General features: G+C 44.4%; 9 protein-coding genes. 2 read left to right on the plus strand and 7 right to left on the minus strand.

Features of this window, described 5'->3' with window-relative positions; genetic code table 11:
* Positions 1–511: 511 nt before the first annotated feature.
* From J5A56_RS02570 to J5A56_RS02580, 3 genes are all read right to left on the minus strand, one after another.
* Positions 512–4330 (minus strand): glycoside hydrolase family 2 TIM barrel-domain containing protein, encoded by a 3819-nt coding sequence (locus tag J5A56_RS02570; RefSeq protein ID WP_021670630.1) that lies wholly within the window; start codon positions 4328–4330, stop codon positions 512–514.
* A gap of 82 nt (positions 4331–4412) precedes the next feature.
* Positions 4413–7913 carry a glycosyl hydrolase family 95 catalytic domain-containing protein gene (locus J5A56_RS02575; RefSeq protein ID WP_021670629.1) on the minus strand — a complete coding sequence of 1167 codons (3501 nt, stop codon included), beginning with the start codon at positions 7911–7913 and terminating at the stop codon, positions 4413–4415.
* A 186-nt stretch (positions 7914–8099) separates the two neighbouring features.
* Positions 8100–9401: a hypothetical protein gene (locus J5A56_RS02580; protein ID WP_021670628.1), complete on the minus strand. Its 1302-nt coding sequence runs from the start codon at positions 9399–9401 to the stop codon at positions 8100–8102.
* 1068 nt (positions 9402–10469) lie between these two features.
* On the opposite strand from J5A56_RS02580, the gene J5A56_RS02585 reads away from it, so the two are divergent.
* Together J5A56_RS02585 and J5A56_RS02590 are read left to right on the plus strand one after the other, a co-directional pair.
* The gene (locus tag J5A56_RS02585; protein WP_021670626.1) at positions 10470–11996 is read left to right on the plus strand and encodes an alpha-L-fucosidase; all 1527 of its coding nucleotides are present in this window, start codon (positions 10470–10472) and stop codon (positions 11994–11996) included.
* A 21-nt stretch (positions 11997–12017) separates the two neighbouring features.
* Positions 12018–14318, plus strand: a complete 2301-nt coding sequence (locus J5A56_RS02590) for a GEVED domain-containing protein (RefSeq protein WP_021670625.1) — start codon at positions 12018–12020, stop codon at positions 14316–14318.
* A 280-nt stretch (positions 14319–14598) separates the two neighbouring features.
* On the opposite strand, the gene J5A56_RS02595 is transcribed toward J5A56_RS02590, so the two are convergent.
* The 4 genes from J5A56_RS02595 to J5A56_RS02610 all read right to left on the minus strand — a co-directional run bounded on the left by J5A56_RS02595 (position 14599) and on the right by J5A56_RS02610 (position 22365).
* Positions 14599–15900 carry a phosphatase PAP2 family protein gene (locus J5A56_RS02595; RefSeq protein WP_021670623.1) on the minus strand — a complete coding sequence of 434 codons (1302 nt, stop codon included), beginning with the start codon at positions 15898–15900 and terminating at the stop codon, positions 14599–14601.
* Between the two features lie 295 nt (positions 15901–16195).
* A complete protein-coding gene (locus J5A56_RS02600; protein WP_021670622.1) occupies positions 16196–19393 on the minus strand; it encodes a M60 family metallopeptidase in 3198 nt (1065 codons plus the stop codon).
* Between the two features lie 88 nt (positions 19394–19481).
* Positions 19482–21287 (minus strand): BACON domain-containing protein, encoded by a 1806-nt coding sequence (locus tag J5A56_RS02605; RefSeq protein ID WP_021670621.1) that lies wholly within the window; start codon positions 21285–21287, stop codon positions 19482–19484.
* Between the two features lie 19 nt (positions 21288–21306).
* Complete coding sequence (locus J5A56_RS02610) at positions 21307–22365, minus strand: DUF1735 domain-containing protein (RefSeq protein ID WP_021670620.1); 1059 nt, start codon at positions 22363–22365, stop codon at positions 21307–21309.
* Between the last annotated feature and the right edge of the window lie 10 nt (positions 22366–22375).

The raw sequence follows: 22375 nt of genomic DNA on the forward strand, positions 1-22375 counted from the left end.
TTTAATCCCAATCGGTCATTAGACCACAATATGTATAATTCTTATTATTATGCTATTGTTTCCTAACATCTTTTATTTGCTTATCGGCATCTTGTCCGTCTTTGTCACTTGACGTAGCCCGCTACGCCTGCGTTACAAAGCCAAACAATCTGTTCGATAATAAAACAAAATATGTTTAGGCTCTAATGAACGATTTGGGTTTAACCGTTTCTCCCCCCTCAGAGAGGACTTCAGTGAGCTTACTAAGGCTCCGCACCAATGGTGTTTACCATCAACACGCCATGTGCTAAGCCTCCGCACACGCTTTGAAAACGGAAAGAAGTGCACATTATTATAGCTTTGGCTTACTTTATTATCGCTCCATACATGGGGGGAAGGATATTTTTAGTCAACCATTGTAATTGCCATTTTGAAATATAAAGGCGTACAAGGCACCCATTCCTTAGAATGAAGAATACCACGTGCGCCCCTACCCTACAGTCAAATCATAAGCACTGAAGACTGCAAGGCGTTAGTTAACATGAACCTTACCACCCTGAATATAGAGTCCTTTGGCAGGAGCTTCAGGGAGTCTACGACCAGAGAGGTCGTAGACTTGTGTAGTTGTTGTTGCTGGGTTTACTACGGCAGAGATTCCGTTTGCGTTATCATCTGCCGCTTCTGAAAAAGGGATGAAACGCACGATGTTTGAGTATGTTTTACCCTTTTCAATCTCATACTGTGGCAATGGACCAGGACCACAAGAGGCATTACCAAGACCACGCTGAACAGCATCGAAGTGAGCTACGGTGCGATTGCTTGCTGGCAATTCCCACTCATGGCGTGCAGTACGCAACTCGGCATCTGTCCAAGGAGTCAGAGAGAAGGCTACATCGCCCGCTGTCTCTACCTTCACACCTGTTCCCTCGTTGTTAGTGAAGGTGAGCCAACGAAGACCAACGCGGTTGCCGTTGCTCTGTGGGTGTGCGAATGGCTCATACATATCCTTAACAGAAGTCTCATAGATACCGAAGTCTGAACCATCGAGACGGTCAACATAGTTTGCCAATGGACCACGAGCATAATAGCGAACCTTAGAGAGTTCCTCTGGGAAGTTCAGACTAAAGCCTAAACGTCTTGCGCCATTGCCCTGTGCCTCAAACGAACTGGCGAGGTCTATCGTACCGTTTGCATTGATTGTGTACTTATAAGTAGCCTTACCATAGTTGCCGTTCTGCGTAACATTCACAGTTGCCGTCTTACCATCGTCAGAGAGTTGGAAGGTAGCTGTCTGCGACTTCACGCCATTATCGGTAGGATCATTACCATAAGCCTCCATCGGGTTATCGTTTTCAATCCAACGGTAGCGGTCGAAACGTGGACCATTGTTCTGCATAAAGAGGTCCTTACCCTCGTATGCCCAAAGGGTGATATTGCCCTGTCCGTCGAATGTTACTTTCTGCTTACCGTTCGCGTAGGTATAACCACCATCGCTATTCTTCGTTGCATGAAGGGCATCAGCCTTTGTGTTATCCACCTTATCGAGGACCTCTGTGCGCTGTGCCAACTGCTGCTGGAACTCAGCTACAGGATAGTCACGGTCGCACCAGTTCGTTGCCTCCTTCGTATAAAGTCCGATATTGAGGAAGAGTTCCTTACCAGCAAAGGCTGTAGGGTTATACTTCAAGTCAACGGTTTCAGTACCACCAGCAGCGCAATTCAGCTTCTTAACGATACCATCCTGTACAGGCTTACCGTCGGCAAGGAGAGTCCACTTAAGATAGAACTGGTCGAGATTGCGGTCAAGATACTTATTCGTCAACTTCACCTGACGGCTGTCTTTATTCAGATTGAAGCCCACCCACTGGTAAACACGCTTCACCTCGTCAAGCTCAGCACTCCATGCACGGTCGGCATTGACAAGTCCGTTGTTAACGAAGTTATACTGATGAGGACCCGGACAGTCATATCCTGTGATATAAGCAGGGAATCCATTCTTTGTCAATTGGTTGTTTTTAATCGCATCATAAGAGTAGATACTCTGATCCACCCAGTCCCAGATACAACCACCAACACCCATCTGAGAGCCTTCCATTGCCTCCCAGTACTCACGAAGGTTGCCCACAGCGTTACCCATAGCATGGGCATACTCGCACATGAAGTAAGGCTTATTCGTGTTCGGATGGTTCACATCAGAGGTCACCGGACCCGTTGTTCCGCTGCGCCAAGCATCCATAGCAGGATACATTACAGAGTGGATATCAGTGCCTTCAGCCTTATCTCGTGTGGATCCTTCATAGTGGATATAACGGTTATCAAGTTCTTTCACAGCGTTGTAAGCCGCCATGATGTTCAGACCAGAGCCACTCTCGTTACCCAAACTCCAGAAGACAACACTCGGATGGTTGCGGTCGCGGAGCGTATTACGTACGTTACGGTCAACGATAGCACCTGTCCAATCCGTGTTATTGATGATAGTCTTTGGTCCGTCCCAGTTCTTGTGAAGTTCCATATCAGCCTCATCAACAACGAAGAGACCGAAGTAATCGAACATTGCCATCATCTTTGCATGACGTGGATAGTGGCTGGTACGAACCGTATTCATATTAGACTGCTTCATCATTGCTATGTCTTTTAACATAAGGTCGGTGCTGATGCTGCGACCATGCAATGGGTCAGTGTCCTGTGTGTTAGCACCCTTGAGGTAGGTACGACGGCCGTTCACCTCAAGATAACCCTTACTAAGATCAATCTTTCTGAAGCCATATTTAGTAGAGAAAGCCTCCTCTTCATTGCCGTCCTGCGACTGGCTGAAAGTGAAAGTATAGAGGGTTGGGGTCTCTGCTGACCAAAGCTTTACACCAGAAAGAGTTCCAAAATCAACGGTCTGTGTCTTCAAGCTATCGCCAGCAGCAAAGACAAAGTCAGCCTTCAGTTTCTTTATTTCCTTGCCATTTGGGTCAAAGAGCGTAACAGTTACGGTCTTCTTCGCTGCTGTCTTATCGCGGTTGCAGACGGTAAGCTCTACTGATGTGGCAGCACTACCCATAGCAGCCGTTGTAGCACCTGGGGTAACAGTAGACTTAATATAATGGTCTGCCAAATAAGTCTTTGGTGTAGCCACGAGGTAAACATCACGATGAATACCACTCATGTGCCACATGTCCTGACCCTCAAGATAAGAGCCATCAGTCCAACGAATTACCTGTACAGCAACGTTGTTCTTGCCTGTACGTACATATTTTGTTATATCAAACTCACTGACGTTATTTGCTCCTTCGGTATAACCTATCTCATTGCCGTTTACATAAACGTAAGCAGCAGAGTAGATACCATCAAAGTGAAGGAAGACACGCTTGTTCTCCCAGCCCTCTGGCAAGGTGAAATCGCGACGATAAGAACCCACAGAGTTCTTCAAATCACCCTTCATTTTGATGTGCGGTTGATTATCCTCAAACGGATAGTCTACGTTCACGTACATTGGCTCACCATAGCCGTTCATCTCCAAACAAGAAGGAACAGTGATCTCATTCCATGCTGAACCGTCAGTGCTAACGTTATCACCCCAAAAGTCATCCTTACCTAATAACACTGGCTTAGGACCCTCACTCCAACGCAACTTCCATGTTCCATTCAGGCTAAGATAGTTTGCACCTGTTGGCTCCAACCATGGCTTATCATAACGCTGGGCATCAGCCTTCATCGATCTTGTCGATGGATAAGGCATATAGGTGGCGTGCGCTGTCTCCTTGTTACGCTCATAGACCTTTGCATTCTCCCAGTCGGCACCCTCAGGAATAACCACTGCAGGAACCTCTTTGAACTGTGTTATAACAGCCGCTGCAGCATTATCCTCATAACCACAGTAAAGTGGCTCACGCGCACCAAAGGAACCCGTAGAGACATAATAGGTCTTATTGTTCTTAGCAGACACTGCACTCAGCTGATAGCCATTGCCTTTCTTTGTGATGTAAATCTGCTGATTAGGATTTGTAATATTCTGCGACCACATACAAGGGAAGCCAGATTGCAGGTTGAAACTATTGAGTGCCATGTCAAAGGCATACTCCCCCTCTGCGTTTACAAGCTGGAAACAGTTTTCCTTACCCGCTACAGCAATGAGCTTCCACTTCTGTGTGTCATTGCCTTCGGTATAAGAGTCAAACGCAAGTCCCGTGTCTCTTTGCCAAGAATACTTGTAGGGAGTAAGGACGTTCTTGGTGTCTTGCCCTACTGAAATTAAATAGGTCTTGCCGTGTTCAGGCTTCACACCCCATGTGCCCGCCCTTAGCACGGATGGTGCTAAGGTCAGTAAGAATACGAAAAGACCAATGTTTCTGATAGTTTTCATATAAATGAGAGTAAATATTTATGCTGAGTTGAACCCACACCTCAGCCTAAGCCGAAGTGTGGGTAAGATGTATAACTTGTGATTAGTTGATTACTTTCGTTGTGCTTGTTGTACCGTTGCTGTACTTCATCTGCTTGATATATACGCCATGTCCTTGTGCCTGATTGGCCTTTGTACCATTAAGACTGTAATAGCTTACGGAAGCAATGTTGCCATATTGTTTATCCTTTACGGCTGCAATAGCGTCTGGAGTATTAGAAACAATGACATATACGCCGTCCTTCACTGTTGGGAAGCTGATTTCGTCATCATTGATACGCTTTGCCTTAACCGCCTTTCCGTCAGCAGTAGTCACCTTATAATCCTTTGCTACGTTAGTATATTTCACAATACAGGTTGTACCCATGTTTGAAACAATCTGTACCTTCGTAGCCTTCGCAGCAGCCCAATCAATGTCAACGGTGAAGTTGCCCACTGCCTTCAAGCCCTTTACAGAACCCTTCTGCCAGAATGTTGTTGGCAAGGCAGGGAGAATCACGAGTTTATCATTATGACTCTGCAGGAGCATCTCGGCTACACCGGCTGTATAACCGAAGTTACCATCAATCTGATAAGGTGCATGAGCATCCCATAGATTTTCATAGATACCACCTGCAGCCTCGTTTGTTCCGGTGTCCCAAGTCTGCTGTAAAGCACGCTTGATAAGGTTATGACAGTGGAGACCTTCGTAGGCGCGGGCATTGAGATTAATCTTATGACCGAGCGACCAACCCGTTCCATGACCATCGCCACGAGCTATCAGCGACTGACGTGCTGCCTGGAAGACGGTATTATCGGCATCTTCACTGATCTGCGTACAAGGATAAAGTCCCATCAAATGAGAGATATGGCGGTGTGCCTTATACTCGTTTACACCGATTTTGCTTGGGTTATTAAACTGTGAAGAGTATTTCCATTCACGGAGATAAGTCTGTCCGTCGGCAGGGTTCACCTCTGTATGGCAACCATCGTCGAGCTTAGCAAAATAGCTTGCAAGCGAATCACGGAAAGTCTTTGACACCACATCGTCGCCAAGAATATCAATAGCCTTGCGTGTGTTATTGAACAAGTCCCAAACCAACTGCTGGCTGTGTGCGGTAGCATTCTCTGTTGGTCCGTGCTCTGGCGACCACTCATTAGGACACTCGTAGGTGCCATCAGCAGCCTTCACGAGCTTCTTAAACCAATAGTCAACAGCCGATTTCATGGCTGGGAAAGCCTTTGTACGCAGGAAGTCCTTATCCATTGTGTAGGTGTAGTGCTGCCACAAGTGCTGGCAATACCACGCATTAGCAACGGTATAGGTATTGGCAAAGGTAGTACCAGAGCCATAGATATTGTTCTCTGTTGGTAAGGTCCAACCTGTATTCACGTGACCCATGTCCTGTGCAAAGCGACGCCATGTAGGCTTCACACACGCCTCACGATAGATATAATCGAGGAATGGACGGTGAAGTTCAGAGAGGTTGGTTGGCTCTGCAGGCCAGTAGTTCATCTGTACATTGATATTCGCATGGATATCAGAGTGCCATGCTGGTGTATTGTTGTCATTCCAAATACCCTGTAAGTTAGCTGGGAGCGATACGCCACGGCTCGAACTGATAAGGAGGTAACGACCATAATTGAAGTAGAGTTCCTCTAAGAAGAGGTTGTCATGCTGGTTGTCACGATAGCTGCTGATGAGCTGTGGGGTTGGAATATTGTTCTTAATGTCACCGAGGGTCAGCTGACAACGATCGAAGAGCGACTTATAATCGGTCTTATGTGCTGCAAACAAAGCATCGTAACCCTTGTTCTGTGCACCATTCACTGTCGCTGTTGCACGACCTGCAAGGAGGTTAGCTCCAGACACATATGTTGGTGCATCGGGGTCGAAGTCGGTCAAACCACGGAGATAAACAGTCATGCTATTGGCACCATTTACCTCAATAATGCCCTTTGCATTCTTAGTAATCGTACCGCCATCTGTCACGATGCGCGCTGCACAATAATAGCTCTCTGGTGTTGTTGCACCATAATCATTCTGACGACCTACCTGACCATCGAAGGTGATTGTTGCCTGATTATTGTTATCTACGGTATAGCTTACGTTTCTTCCATTCTGATTCTTCAGTGTAAGCGTTGTATTAATCTTACCACCCTGTGAGGCTGTATAACGAACTACCACACAACTGTCAGGATTGCTTGCGAAGTAAGTACGACTGTATGCTACGCCATCCATCGTATATTTCACACCTGCTACGGCATCGTTGATATCGAGGTAACGCACATAGTCAGTCACCTTTGACATTCCACGACTGCGGATATAAAGGTTGCCAAAGTTAAGGTAATAGCCATAAGCAGCAGTGCTTGTCAGACCACCGAGCTTACCGCTCCAAAGGGTCTTATCGTTAAACTGTACGTCATCAATGGAAACATCGCCCATCAAAGTGGCACCAAACTGACCATTACCGATTGGCAAACAAGAGGTCATCCAGTTAGTTGCGGGCTTTGTGTACCAAAGCGTATATTTATTGGCTGGGTTGAATGTATCAATACCTGTTACAGGAACCAATTCTTCTGCTGGTACAAAGCACACTACATTGCCCCCATCGCCCAAGTCCCAGAAGCTGATATATTTGCCTTCACCAGCACCTTGGAACATATTAAAAAAGTTACGACCATAGGTTGACTTACCAATCTCGAAGCCACCCAATGCGTTCTTTGATTCAACCATCGTGAAGAGCGTATCTTTAGAAATGCGCTCCTTTGATGCGTTGAGATATGAGGCGTTGATATAAAGTATCTTTCCACTCTTGCTTACAAAAGAGTATTTGCCGTCTTTCTCTGATACACGCCATAGCATGTCATCAAGATTACCATTATGCAATGATGCTGTCTGGCAGGTTGCCTTATCGCCCTTGGCACTCAAAAGCCAGTTACCAGTCTGAAACTGAATGTAATAATAAACAGGATTTGCAGCTGTTGAGATGACTGGCATATAGTATGGGAACTCCATCTCATCCTTGCTAACAAAGGTCAAGACGTTGTTGATGTCTCCCTTATCCCATAATCCGATTTCCTGTCCTACCTTGATTTCACCCACTTGGTTCATCGCATAGCTGCCAGTAGAGTCTGGTGCCAACTCAAACGAACCCACACCAAAGCTATTGTTCATGCTCTGGAAGATATGGAACGAAGTAATATCTGTAATATCTGTAGGCGATGTAGCCGCCTTAAAGCGTGAGCTTGAGGGATTAGTCCCCTTGATATAAAGAGTACGCCCACTCTTACTCACCAACTTATACTTCCTATTGGTAGCGAAGCCTTCAGCAGCAACAACCTTCCACAACTGTTTGTCACCATTCATGACCTGTGGAACAGCAGTACGACAATTAGCCTGATTGCCTTTCTCTTCTAACACATTATTAGAACGAAGATACTTGACATAATACCAATATTCATTCTCATTGGTACTGATACGAGGAAGACTCTGCGCAAAACCTTGCCCGATACTAACGACCGACAAAAGTAAGGAAGCGCAAATACTCTTACAGATATTCATGGGATATAAAGAATAGATTAATCGAAAAAAAGATGTTTGATTATAAGCTGAAAAGGGGTTGCATCAAAATTGTGTCAGTGGAAAGTTATTGCATGACACTTGTCGTGCATCTATCTTAGCCTGCTGGCAGGCGCACACGTGTGCGCCTTTCTTTTGATACAGCCCCCTTAAGTTATTTATTGCGAATTACTTCACAACAACCTTCTTACCATTTACAATGTACAAGCCTTTAGCAAGACCATTGAGACTCTTAGCTACCAAGCGACCATCAAGGGTATAAACATAACCGTCAGCCTGCTTCTCCTGTACCTTAACGTTAGAGATGCCAGTAGCCTTATCCATCTCCTTAATCTGCTCATCGCTCAAAATCTCAGTGATTGGAATGAACTTGAGGGCGTTGTTAGGATCGTTAACCTCCCACTTACCCATAAAGTGGTGCCATCCTACGTTACCCCATGCGTTGAGGAAGTTTCTTGAAGTTCTATCACTGCTATCACCGATAGAGTAAACCTCGCTACCCTTGTTGCTATCGAAGATGTAGAGAGTCTTTGGCTCTGTAGTAGCCATGAAGCCACCCTTCATAACACCGCCACCGCTCTTGCCGTTGCGTACCCACTCGCCAGCCTCATTCTTTACGTAGAGAGCATTTGAACCACCAGCAAGCTCAGTATCGAACTCCTTATATGTAATGTACTGACCAGCCTCATTAACAAGAACAATCTCGTTTGTACCAGCATCGAAACTTGTTACGTGCCATACCTTATAGCGGAAGTTTACGTCACCCTCAACAAGAGAGTCAGCAATCAATGTATCGTTATCTACAGAGAGGATTAACTTCTCACCAGTAAGACCATTCAAACCAGTAGGACCATTCTGTGGGAAGTTTGATGCTACAGTATTGAACTGGATGAAGTAACGAGAATCGTTGTTACCCTTTTCGAAGGTAGTGAAATCATAGTTCCAATGTGGAATCTCAACCTCAGAAGCCTCCATAAAGTAAACCTTAGAGCCATTGTCACCATCAGCCCAAGGACCATACTCTCTGCCCAAATACTGACCACCATAGATATTTACGTAAGAGTTTGCATCCTCACCATCAAGCATCTTAATAGCACCATAAGCTGCAGTAGGATCATCATCGTGATTGAGAACAGTGTAAGCCTTGAGATTTTCACCTGGGTCTGTACCTGCTGCAAGACGCTTATCTGCATTGGTAAACATTGTCCAAGTCTGACCTTCTACCGTAAGCGTGAATGTCCACTTGTCATCAGCACCCTTTGTACAAGTCCAAGCCTGCTTTTCAATATCACCCTGAGAAGCTACCTTAGAAGTCAACTTCTCGCCATCGCCATTGGCAGTAACGTAACCCACCTTGTTGGAACCAACACTGATGTAATACTTCTTACCACTCTCAGGAGCAGAAACCCACTGAGCGAAAGTTGTCATTGCGACCATGCACAATGAAAGTAGAGTAAAAATTTTCTTCATAATCTGTAATAAATAATTGGTTTTTGTTTTATTTTATAAATAGATGTTAGTTTATACTTTTAGGTCTTCCTATTAGGTTATATTAATAAGGAGTCGTTTACCTCTTAAAGTCGATGGCAAATATAAACATATTCTTTTAAATATTCATTGTTCCAAATACAATATTTAATATTTTTAACACTTTTGCGTATCATTACCGTCTTAAATCATCTTCCCTATCGTTATGAAATCCCCATCCCTACCCTCTTCTCCTACGCCTAAAATGGTTCTTTCGTTAAATGCATAGATTGGAACATTGCATAAAAGCTTCTATACTTGCATGATATGACCATTCAAAATTAGATAGTCTTACAAAGGGGCATAAACTGCAAGATAAAATACAGAAAAGGCAAGTAAGTACGATTCATCAGGAATAAGGAGTGATATTATTCGCCATATTTCATAGAAAAAATTTGTTTGACCATAAATATTATGTCTATTCATTAGCATGCCTTTACGTCTTCTACAAGTAATTTATCCCCAACAACACGATGTTTGTAAACTATTTTCATACACTTCAAAACCAATACATGCTCTTTTAGCTTCTAAAAGATGCCTAATTAACTTGCAATAGATGTCCTTTTAGCCTGTTACTAACGCCCTTTTGAAGTCGAAGTAAGCACCTTTTCTTACACGGTCACACAATCACCTGACACACTGTTAGTTACAAAGGGCACTGAAAAGACGATTTTTCGTTCTTTTTAGACATAGAAACAAAGAAATAATGTAAAGAAAAATCAGCACAACAGGGCAATAAAAAGTAATCGGGAAAACAAGAAATAACACACCTAATCAACTAATAAGTAGGCAGAAACTTATGCTCACAAAAATAAATTATAGTCCTAATTACACGTATTTCCAAATTAATTCGTATATTTGTGACCAACTTCTGAGTTCTTGGTGCCTTGATATTGCAGCACAGGGGCATTCGAGTGGCTCGTGATGACAATAAAACCTAAACTATACATTGTCAATCAAATACTTATAAACAGTTACGTCTAAAAGTGCTGCTAAACTAAAAAACCTAATATGAATAACCGATTTCTACACGGTGTGCTTACTGCACTTGCCTTAACGGCATCGGCTACGAGCTTTGCTCAGACCAATACCGTTATGACTCTTCAGACGCAAATCGCTCCTAACCCAGAGAACGAGCCGCGCCCAGTGTTCCCTATTCCCACTGACCGTCAGTGGAAATGGCAACAAACAGAGTTCTATGCCTTCTTCCATTATGGCATGAATACCTATACCAATAAGGAATGGGGTAATGGTGATGAAGATGTAAATACCTTTGCGCCAACAGCAAAGCCTGACCCACGACAGTGGTTAGAGGCTGTGAAAGAGGCGGGTATGAAGGGCGGTATTGCTGTTGTGAAGCATCACGATGGCTTCTGCCTGTGGCCAACAGAAACAACAAATCATAAAAGCATGAACTCATCAAGCCCTAATGCGCAGGTGAATATTGCTGATCTCTTTGCGAAAGCAGCACAGGAGTTGAATATGAAATATGGCTTCTACGTGTCTCCTTGGGACCGCAACAGTGGTCTTTACGGTACGGACAGTTACGTGAAGGACGTCTTCTTGAAGCAGTGTGCCGAGCTTGCAAAATATGGTTCTGACCAGTTTGAGATGTGGTTTGATGGGGCAAATGGTGGTAATGGCTACTATGGTGGTCAGAATAAGACAATCAATATTGACCGTGCAACCTACTACGACGTACCTAACCTCCGTGATTCCATCCATAAGCTTAGCCCTAATATCATCCTTTGGGGTGTCGGTGGTGAGGCACGTTGGATTGGTAACGAAGACGGATGGGCAGGCGAAACCAACTGGTGTAATGAGAACCGTGGCTATGCTCCTGAACGTAATGGCATGTATGGAACGGAGAACGGCTGGTTCTGGCTCCCCGGTGAGAGCGATGCTAAGTTCACCGACAAAGGCTGGTTCTGGCATCCGGGTTGTGAGCCAATGTCGGCAGAACGCACCTTCCAGATGTATTTAGAGACGGTTGGTCGCAATGCAACCCTCATTCTGAACTGTCCTCCAGACAGAAGTGGACGAATACCACAGAACCAAGTGAACCGTCTGAAGGAGTTCGGAACAATGTTGAAGGAGCGCTTCAAGACCAATCTTGCTAAGACAGCCACTGTTGAAGCTACCAGCACACGCAGCAATGGAGCAACACGTACCTATGTTGTTAACAACCTCATTGACGAAAACCCAGACACTTACTGGGCAGCAGAGGACAACGTAAAGGATGTTACCCTCACCTTCAAATGGAACAACATTCAGAAGGTTCGCTACGTGACTTTGCAAGAGTACGTTAGACTCGGACAGCGCGTAAAGGGTTTCTCAATCGAATATACCACTGATGGCAGCACATGGAAGCCGCTTGCTAACAAGGTAAAGCAGACCACTATCGGCTATAAGCGTATCATTCCGCTCAACGGAAGCACCGTGAGCAGCTATGGTTCAGGCTTTGAGGCTAAGGCTATACGCGTTCATATCAAGGATGCTAAGGCTTGTCCTGTAATGAGTGAGATTGCAATTTATTAATCGTTTGACTTGAGAAACAATATGAAAAAGAATATATTAGCTACCTGTGGTTTGTTGTTCTGCACCACTTTGCTCCATGCACAGACCACACAAGAGGTTAGAATAGATTTTGAAAATCAGGATTATAAGTCGGTTGGTGTCTACGACTCTTGGCAGAAATCGCCTTTCCGCAGCCAAAACAAGCAGGTGCCTGTACTGAAAGGAAACGTGCAGGTGGTAAGCAACATTGACAAGAAGTATGACGAGATACTGAAGAGCATCCCAAATAATTCAGAGAATGTGTTGGGCTTCCAGCGTTCACGCTTTGGTTCAAACACCTTCGGTGCACGCATCGACCTTAAACAGCCATTCGCTTTGACCAAAGAGACAAAGTACGTACACGTGATGATTCACAAGCCAAAGGCAGGTCGTACGATGCTCATCGGACTTGGAAAGCGTACGGATCGTGCTGGTCAGAGCGCAGAGACAGAGCAGTTTTGGGAGCTTTCGACGAGAGAGGTTGAGCCAAACAAGTGGGTAGATGCTGTTTTCCCTGTTAAGGGAGCTGGTGGTATCGAAATCCATAGCCTTGTGGTTGTTGTCGACTGCGAAGACACTAACGGCATGACCGATGATTTCCTTGCTTATATCGACAATATCGTAGTAAACAACGAGGCCTTCACAACGACCAATCGTGAGGACTATCCGATGAACTATAACAAGGATCAGAAGTGCACACGTACCGACCGTGGACTCAAGGGTATCAGCCTTGGAGACCAATCTTTCAATGTCTATGGTGACATTACCACTTCTACCCCAGCCTACACCTACCTCAGCAAACAGGCGTTCTTGGCTAAACCGGGCGAGACGCTAAGCCCAGCTGTTCAGTACAAAGGTATCTGGATGCATAGCTATGTTTATCTTGACTTGAACAACAATGGTCGCTTTGAGCCAAAGGTAGAAGGTGGTAAGATTGTTCAAAATGCTGGTAATGAGTTGTTAGCTTACTCTTTCCTCGGTGGAGAGGATGAGAATTCTGGCTTCAACAGTGCTGGAACAGAGATTTCTGGCAATGGTCGCAACACACTTGTTATGCCTGAATTTACCCTTCCAAGCGACCTTCAGCACGGTTTCTACCGTATGCGTTACAAGGTGGATTGGAACTCTGCTGATGCAGGAGGTTGCATCGACAACAACAACAATATCATCAACAATGGTGGTGGTGCCATCGATGTCCGCCTCAACGTACATGGTGACAATGTTAAGATTAACCAAGGTGCACTCAATGGTAAGGTCGTTGCAGAAGATGGTACAGAACTGAACGATATCAGCATCCCATTCGGTAAGCCTTATACTATCAAGATGAAGCCTGAACATGGCTTTAACTTCAGCGGTCTGAAGGTGCGCCACGGCTACAACCTCAATGGTGACAGCCTCAGCCATGGTACCTATCAGTATGTTGACGAGCTCATCCCACGTGAGCGTTTCAATGCTGACGGCACCTTTACTCTCCCTGCAGAGATGGTGGATGGCGACGTATCACTTGAGGGTATCTTCATTGATGCGAAGACAACTTTGACCTACGAGGTTTACTTTAACAACGAGTTTGTTCATTCAACCGTTGTCAATGGTGCCAAGATTGGTGCCGTGACAATTCCAGAAAGTCTTAACAGAGACTTTGTTGAACTGACAGCTGACAAACAGACCATCACAGAACTCCCTGCTACCGTACGTGTTAATGCCGTATGGATAGCACCGATGAAGGTGGTAAACCCTACTGACACCACTTGGTACAGTCTGAAAGTGAGCAGTCAGGAGAGATGGGTATCATCAAGAACCTATACTCCTAACGTTTACTTCGCAACCTCGTTAGACGAAAACGACGATGCTGCACTTTGGGCATTGACAGGTAATCCTTACGGCGGTTTCCACCTTATTAATAAGGCAATGGGTCCAAAGCAGGTTCTCGCTTCGCCATCTCCGAAAGGCTCAGCCAATGCTGGTGGTAATACCTACGCTACCCTTCAGCCTGTTGACAACCTCCCAGCAGGTTACACAAGCGACTGGACAATAACGATAAGTCCTAATGACGATAACGGTTTTTATATCTGTAATCCTGAAGGCTTCGGCTTGAACTATCGTTCCGATTATAACCTCGCTTATTGGACGGGTGGTAAGGATGGCGGTTCAACCTTCGTTCCTAAGATGGTTAGTACCACAGGTATCAACAGCTTGACACTGCAACGCAATACCGACACCACCTACGATCTCTCTGGCAAGATGGTTAGCAAGAACCATAAGGGTCTCGTTATCCGTGGTGGCAAGAAATTGCTCGTGAAGTGATTGAGAGTTTATAAGTTGATGAGTTGCTTGTAAAATAAGACATAGTAACATAAGAACATGTTTTGGCGACCGAGTTAACAAGTCGCTTGATAAGGCAAAGTAACACAAAAAAGGACAGAGTAACAGGGGAAACTTGCTACTCTGTCTTTTTTATATTTTATATTTTATATTTTCTGATCATCCAGTCTCTACGTTCTTTTGGCTACTACGTGTGATGAACATTGAGCTTTATCTTTTTACTTTTCCTTATCGCTAATCATAATTATGAGTTCTCTTTTTCCTAAAAACTAATGCCAAAGGAAGAGCCTACCCCCAAGGAGTGGAAATGAGTGCGCATGAGTGATGTACGATAAGGCTGGAGGTTGTAATCAATAAGGAAGCGAACACTATAATGCTGACGAGCTCTGAATGTTAGCGAAAGACCTGTACCAAAACCTATTCTATGGTGCGAATTAATTAAATCGCCTGTTAACTTTATGTTCGGAAAAAATACAGATGATGCCAAAAGTTTACTCCCGATAAGCCAACGCTCTGATAGCGGATAAGAGAAAAAAGGACCACCACCCAACTTCCATGTATCGAAGACATAATCTTCAGCCTTGACATCTTCCACGATAACCGAAGTGCGCGTTACCGAGAATCGGCCACCGATACCGATATAGGGATTAAAGAAGTAGGCACCCTCAACAGCAGAGGTACAGCCACGTGATACCTTAATGGGTGCGTCTTTCTCATTGCGAAATGATCCTAACGGTTCATTGATAAGGAAATTAATACCCAAGAACGATGGTTTATGCTTCTTGTCAAAAGTTTCTTCTACGTTCGATGTTCTCAACCCATGTTTCTTAAAGATCAAATCAGTAAAATAGTAGCCTAATTCCGTTGATACAATACCGATTCCTGCCCCTGTTAGTACGTCACTCAGCCAGTGTTTATTATTTGCCATGCGCATAAAACCTGTTGCAGAGGCTATGGTATAAGCACCAATGCCAATCCAAGGACTCCTATAACCATACTCTTTCGTCAACATTGTTGCCGTCATAAAAGCCGTTGCTGTATGACCTGATGGGAAAGAGCGTAGATCAGTACCATCAGGGCGTTCGACTTGGGCAGAATACTTCAACGAGTTGACAATACCCGCCATCAGTGCCACTGACATGGCGTCAGAGGCAAGCATACGCCCCCAACTACTTCTACCCTTCACGCCCCCTATCTTCAATCCTAACATAACGGCTGCAGGAAGATACTGCGTATAGTTATCTAAACTTTTATCAAACCTTGGTATATAATCATTTCTTAACCCACGAAAACTCCTGCTCTGCCCTTTCATGATAAGACCGTTTATAATAAGTGGTGCACAAGTATATGCCATCACATCAAAACGAGTTTTGTTAACACTGCCCGACCGTTCCCCTACTCGCTTTAGAACGGTACTGGTATCGGCAACGACACCTAAACTATCAATAAATTTTATTGAACGTGTATGCTGTATGGTATCTTCCAATGCAACAGCTGCCTTTGCTTGATGGCAAAGACATACGAATGGCATCAATATAAAAAGGAATTCCTTAAAACAATTCATCTTTCCTCAATGGGCTTTGTAAAAGAAATCATCTGAAAATTAGTCGCTACAAAATTACTACTTTTTCTACAAATATGAGGAAAGGAATTATTAGAAAAAAGCTTGGTGTTGGAATTCTTATAAGAAAATAAGAACTACTAATTAGGCTAATGGGCTAATTGGGGCTAATAATCATTCTAAAAAAAACAGAGTAACAAGTTCTCCTGCTACTCTGTCTTTTAAACTTTTAGGGGTATCCCGCATTTCTCTCCCCTCCCTATGGGGGAGGCGCTGGGGGTGGGGCTGCTTGGGCTGCTTATTTCCCTACAACCACCTTCTTACCACCAACAACATAAACGCCGTTAGGTAAGCCGTTGAGGGCTGTATCTGCATTCACCTTGCTGCGAACGAGGACACCATAGATGCTATAAACGTCTACCTTGCCATCGTGTGGCTGAGCAGTGAAGGTCTTGATACCTGTTGGAACAACGCCCGGGTCAACCTCAGAACCGTCAGAACCACAAACCTTAACAACGATGTTGTTACCTGCATCCTCCATCACCTTCTTAGGGATAGTGAAAGTCTTGGTGTTAGCGAAGTAGATAAGCTGGTTCTTGCTGTTATAAATCTTGAAACCAACAACATGGTTGTTCTTAGCCTCCATAGTATAGGTGCGCTTACCATTGATATCTTTCTGTGTCTTGATAATTGCATAACCCTGACCGAGGCTGTCTGTCTTGAACTGATCCCATGAACCGAAGTCACCCATAGTACCTACACGTACAGCATCGTTGAAGTCTGTACGTTTTGCATCAGGAGCAGCACCTGGATAGATAGCTTGAGTAGGACGGATATGATCGTCGATGAAAATCATATTGTTAGCAGGACCCTTAGGGAACTGTTGCATAAATTTCTTTGCTTTCATCCACTGTGCCTGTGTAGTATACATGGTTGTATTGCTGTAGTCACCGATTACAGAACCATTCACGTTATAGAAGTGACCCCACGCTTCGAAGAAGCTTGAGAGGTCCTGCTTAGCTGCATAAGAACATGCCATAGCAAAGAGCAAGTAGTCCTTATCACCCTGACAGTTTGCTGTACCCTGACCTTCGAGACGGTGGGTGCGGAGATAATCAAGACACTTGTGCCAGAACTGATTGTCAAGACCTGTTGCATGGAACATCAAATAGAGCTTGTAGTACATCTGGGTTGTTCCCCATGTACCATATTCAAACCACTTTTGCTTGTTAGCGAAGCGGTCAGCGTATGTTGATACAGCACTCTCGCAAACACCGTCATATCTCTTACCGTCAACATCGTTGTAAGAGCATCTCTCAGAACGACTGGTTACACGACCACAGGTAAACATAATCATGTTAGAGTACATATTCACAGAAATCTCAGTCATACCTGCAGTGTTAAAAAGCTGCTGGTGGTTATGACCGAACTCGTGTGCAGGTCCCCAGAGTGTACCGTTACCCCACTTCATCTTGTCGTAGTTGAGTACGTCGCCCAAAGTGTTGTAATTATAATAGGTACCACCTGTTGTAGCATACATATAACCATGGTCGACGGCAGTAGCATTGAGAACATTGTTGCACTTATCACGCTTAGCGGAACGGAAGCCCATGAGGTCGTCCTCGCGCTGTACGATGCTGTTCCAAATTTCAACAAGTTCCTTCATGTGAACAGGAGTGTACTGCTTGCAAGCATCGCTTGGCATGTGCATAACAATCAACTCGCCCTTCATGTTGAAAGCCTTTGCCCAAACAAGACCATCAGACTGCATCTTCTGCCAATCCTCGTTAGTATCGCCCTTCGTGAGGTCGAAGTAACCATTCACCTTACCACCTTCGATGTGGATGTTAATTGGCTGATAACTCTTAAGCGTCTTACCATTGTTAAAGGTACGACCAATATAGTTTACAAAGACATTGTTCTCACCTTGGTTAAGAATGATGTTCAAACCCTTCTTTAAGTTATAGTACTTACCTGCACTACGTGTACCTAATGGTACCAATTCAATCTGCACAGTTGCCTTATCAGGAATTTCATCACCAAGGAAGACGAAGAGGTCCTCACCATCAGAAACAGTGATACCTGTTGGATTAGTCATACTACCATAGTTGTAGCCGATACCCATAGATTTTGCCCACGCACCATACTCATTCTCGCTATAAGCCTTGTAGTTAGCAATACGGAACTTTTGCTCCCAATTGCGACCACTTGGATAACTCTTCCAACTCTGGTTCTTAATCTTTAAAACAACATCTTGCAAGCCTTGTGGAACGCCATCAGTAGTCATCTTAGCCTTCAAAGCCTCATCAGTCATAGCCTTCACCTCTGCTGTTACTTCAGTAGCTGCGCTATTGGTGAAGTAAGTTGCAACAGCTGTTGCATACTTGTCTATATTCTTAGTCAAGTCAACACGTGCCTTATAAGCATCCTGCTGCTCCTTGAGCTTTGCCTGATCAATGGTAGCCTCTTTGAAAAGCCACTTGTTAGCCTCATTACTGGTGTACCATCCTACAGGACGATAACCCTGACTCTCTGCACAGTGGATACCAACATTGTTACCATCAATCATCTCGAAAGCCAACACGTAAGCATCATCTTGGTTACGCTGGAAATCGAAGCCATTACCCTTAGCCTCTGAAGTGGTATAGGTACAACTTGTAGCACCATTCTGTGGAACGATATACTTACCCGTAACAGCGTTCTGGAATGCATAACGACTATTGTCTAACTTCACTAACTTCCAACAATAACTATAGTCATTATCGCTAAAGCTACGTGTTGAGAGTGAACCTTCAATATAGTCCTCACGCATAGCTCTGCCATAAGGTTCAGAGACAATCTCATAATACTTTGTCAAGTCCTTTGTTGGGTCAACTATCTTTGTTAACTCAGCAAGTCTCGAATGAACCTGCTCATCGCTAAGGTTTGTTACAGGAACTAAACGGAACTCACTTGGTCCGAGCGCTGTTTTGCCATTGTCCCTCAATGGATGCCAGCGTACGACAACTTTCTGCCCATCAAGATGCCAACACCAATCGTCTTTCACACGATCATTATAGATGTTGAAATAAGACTTGCCAGTACCAGCCGACTCTGTCTGATAAACAACCTGGAACTTATAAGCACCTGCGCCTGTTTCGTAGGCTTGATTGTTTCCTGACACAGTCTGAATATACTTACCATCTTTCAAACTCTGAATGGTATAGTTGTCACCACCCTTTGAATGGAGGATAAACACGTTAGAATAGTCTGTTGCTGTTGATGTAAAGCTCTTACCATGCAACTGTCCATTAGCATTTGCATAGACATAAAGGTCAGTGCCCAGCTGTCGCTTATCGTTTACAATATAGTAAACGCCAGTCTTGATTTGCTGATTCTCTCCTTCTGCCTTTGGTGCAGGAGAGAGAGGCGATGCCTTCGCAACACTTGGTATAACGGCGGTCAATGCCATTGCAGCCATCAGCGCCTTGTTACGTAAAAATCTTTCAAATAACATAGATTAATTAAATAAGTAGTAGTTGTTTTTTTAACGGGAGAAATCTGCTGGCATAGGCTTCCTATGCCAGCGGATTGAGATAGAGGGATTAAAGACCTAACTGTTGCTTTTTCCAAGCCTCATCGTGATAAACGTAGAGGTGAAGCTCAGCGAGGTACCAATATGAAGAACCACCACCATTATTGATATTTGTACCGTTCTTGCGCTGTGTAGGCTCAAAGCGGATATGGGTGATAGTTGCACCATTTGTCTTTGTGTAAGAGAGAGGCTCACTCACTGCATTCGTAGAACGATAAGTTACGTGAGTTGATACAGGAGTAGCAGATGTGATAACGTCAGAAGAAGCATAGATATTTACCTTCTTAGGGTTACGGTCATTGCTTGTCACCTTGTTCTCATCGAAGCCAATGTAGAAAGTACCGTTGATACCCTCATTAAGTGTGATATCAATGTGTGGACGTGGGTCACTGGTGCTACCGTTGCTCTTTGTCTGGAAGTAAGTAGTCTTATTACCATCAACCGCAGAACCAATCTCATGACCTGGCTGCATTGAGTTAGAAGAAACCATACTTGCATTGAGAGGAATCTCAACAGCCTCTGACCACTCATTAGCCTGAGCCGTTGCTGTTGCAGGAGCATTCGTGTTCTTACCTCTGAGACCCTGAGTCGTTACGGTGATAGTGTAGTTGCCTGCAAAGTTGAATACATCATTGAGAACACAAGATGTCTCAGTTGCAGCAACCTCCTTCACTGACTCAGGAACGCCAGCCATATTGCTCTTCGCTCTGATGATAACCTTCTCATAGTTCACCTCGTCTGGTGCCTTCCATGTTACGTTGAACTGGCCCTTACCCGGTGTTACGTTTACATCGCTCACACCAGTAGGAACAATATCTTGGAATGCCTGTTGTGTTACGTGGATTGTAAATGGCTGTGCGCTACTGTTAGAAGGCTTACAAACCACGTCACAAGAACGAGGATTATCTGTAGCATTGAGAGTTGCTGTGAAGACAGCCTCAGAACCAGCAATAAACTTCTTAGTTGTTGACAACCAGCCCTTAGCATCCTCTGGAATGATAATCTCATAGTTACCATCAGAAGCAGCACGCTGGAATGGCACACGATAAGTACGACCGAGGTCTACCATCTCAACAGAAGCCTGCTTAGATGCCATTGGATAGATAGGACGAACCTTATAACCCTTAGCAGCCTGCTCGATGACATACTCGATAGAAGCATCCCAGTTGTCAGAACTCTTCAGACGTACTGTACAGTAGCGTTTCTCTGAAGTTGTATTAGGATCCATATCGAAGTGGAGCTTAACAATACCATTTTGCTTTACTGTCTTGCTTGCATCCAAACGAACGAAAGACACAGTGTCAGGGATAACGATGTTGTCAAGGTTGAGGTTGGTCTCAACTGGTACGTCGATACTTGTCACATTGCTCTCAAGGAGAGAGTAGAATGTACCCTCACGATTGAAGAATGGATTTTCCTCTGGAATACGAAGCACACTCTCAAAGCCCATCTGTGATACTTTAATATCGTAAGATGCGTGCTCACCATGAGAAATAGTAATCTTAGCCTCACGAGCCTTGAAGCCATTGTAAGCTGGTGCCTTTACAGTTACACCCTTACCATCAGCATTCTTGGTAACAGTGAGCCATTCAGCATTACTCACAGCCTTCCACTCATCAAGAGGAACATTCGTTTCAACAACAATCTGCTGTTCGCCACCCTCCTTATTGAATGAAATCATTCGCTGAGAAGAATGAGGAACCTCAAGCTCCTTACCAGTAAAGTCGGTGTCATAGTCAGCTGCACAGGATGCGAGCCCTAAGGTGCCCACGAATAGCACTGACAGCATGAATAGGAAATTAATCTTAAGTTTCATTATTCGTAGTTATTTATCGTTAAAGTTTATCTGCTCTTGGATTATACTGATAGCGCAGCTTAGACAACACTTCTTTCCATGGACCTTCCTTCCATGTACCATCGTTCTGCTTGGTATTCTTCATCACACGGTAACGATAGTGGAGACGGAACTCCTTGAAGTAAGTAGGGTTAGTTGATGCACTACCTCCTAACTCATTGAGCAAGAAAGTATTGTTATACTCACCAACAGGGGTAAGCATTTCTACCTCTATAGAATCCTGCTTGTAAGGCTTCAGCATTACGTTGTAAGCTGATGGATTTGTAACGGTCTGCGAACCGATAGTAGCAATGATACTCTTCACATTGATGTCATGCAATGCCTTTTCGTAGTTATCCCACTTCTCATCACCAGCAAGGAAACGAACAGCATTAGATGCTACTGGGAACGCACGAACAGTATTGGTTGGACGAGTCGTTGACTTTGTTTCAAGGTTAGTAACCTGTGAAGACACCAACTGATAGTTCCAACCCTCAGCTGTAGAGCCGTAGGCATTCTTCCATGTAACCTTTATCAATACGTGATTCAACTTAACACCTAACTTGTTATTGTCAGTTGCGAGTGCACTTGCATCGTGGCTAACAATCTTGTAGTCGAGGAAGTAAGTACTGTCAGGTGACAAAGTTCCAAGATTCTTCAACTTGATATCAAAGAGGCACTTGTTTGTACCTGAAGGGATAGTACCCGTCAAAGCAGGGTCTTCATAGCAGTTCTGTGGCAGAAGACGTGCAAACTTTGTGCTGTCGATATCGAAGTTAGACTTGTTATAAGCATTGAAGAGTGAATCATCATGAGCAATAGTCACGTGATAGTCACGGTCTGCCATCTGCGAACCACTCAGATTTGCTACCAACTTGATAGAAGCCGTACCGTTCTCCACGGCAGAAAGCTCTACCGTGGTACGATCATAGATACGATTGGAACCTGCCATCAATCCTACCTTGTGGGGATAGAAGTTCTGCTCAAAGTCATAATTGTTACATGATGACAATGCTACTGCAGCCAAGGCACATCCTAAAATATACTTGTATTTTTTCATAAATAGTTAC

It is taken from the genome of Prevotella melaninogenica (assembly GCF_018128065.1).
In the GTDB taxonomy this organism is placed as follows: Bacteria; Bacteroidota; Bacteroidia; order Bacteroidales; family Bacteroidaceae; genus Prevotella.

Bases quoted from the DNA above. Each gene is read 5' to 3' on its own strand.
- J5A56_RS02570 (WP_021670630.1), bottom strand. From the start codon at position 4,330: ATGAAAACTATCAGAAACATTGGTCTTTTCGTATTCTTACTGACCTTA.
- J5A56_RS02575 (WP_021670629.1), bottom strand. From the start codon at position 7,913: ATGAATATCTGTAAGAGTATTTGCGCTTCCTTACTTTTGTCGGTCGTT.
- J5A56_RS02580 (WP_021670628.1), bottom strand. From the start codon at position 9,401: ATGAAGAAAATTTTTACTCTACTTTCATTGTGCATGGTCGCAATGACA.
- J5A56_RS02585 (WP_021670626.1), top strand. From the start codon at position 10,470: ATGAATAACCGATTTCTACACGGTGTGCTTACTGCACTTGCCTTAACG.
- J5A56_RS02590 (WP_021670625.1), top strand. From the start codon at position 12,018: ATGAAAAAGAATATATTAGCTACCTGTGGTTTGTTGTTCTGCACCACT.
- J5A56_RS02595 (WP_021670623.1), bottom strand. From the start codon at position 15,900: ATGAATTGTTTTAAGGAATTCCTTTTTATATTGATGCCATTCGTATGT.
- J5A56_RS02600 (WP_021670622.1), bottom strand. From the start codon at position 19,393: ATGTTATTTGAAAGATTTTTACGTAACAAGGCGCTGATGGCTGCAATG.
- J5A56_RS02605 (WP_021670621.1), bottom strand. From the start codon at position 21,287: ATGAAACTTAAGATTAATTTCCTATTCATGCTGTCAGTGCTATTCGTG.
- J5A56_RS02610 (WP_021670620.1), bottom strand. From the start codon at position 22,365: ATGAAAAAATACAAGTATATTTTAGGATGTGCCTTGGCTGCAGTAGCA.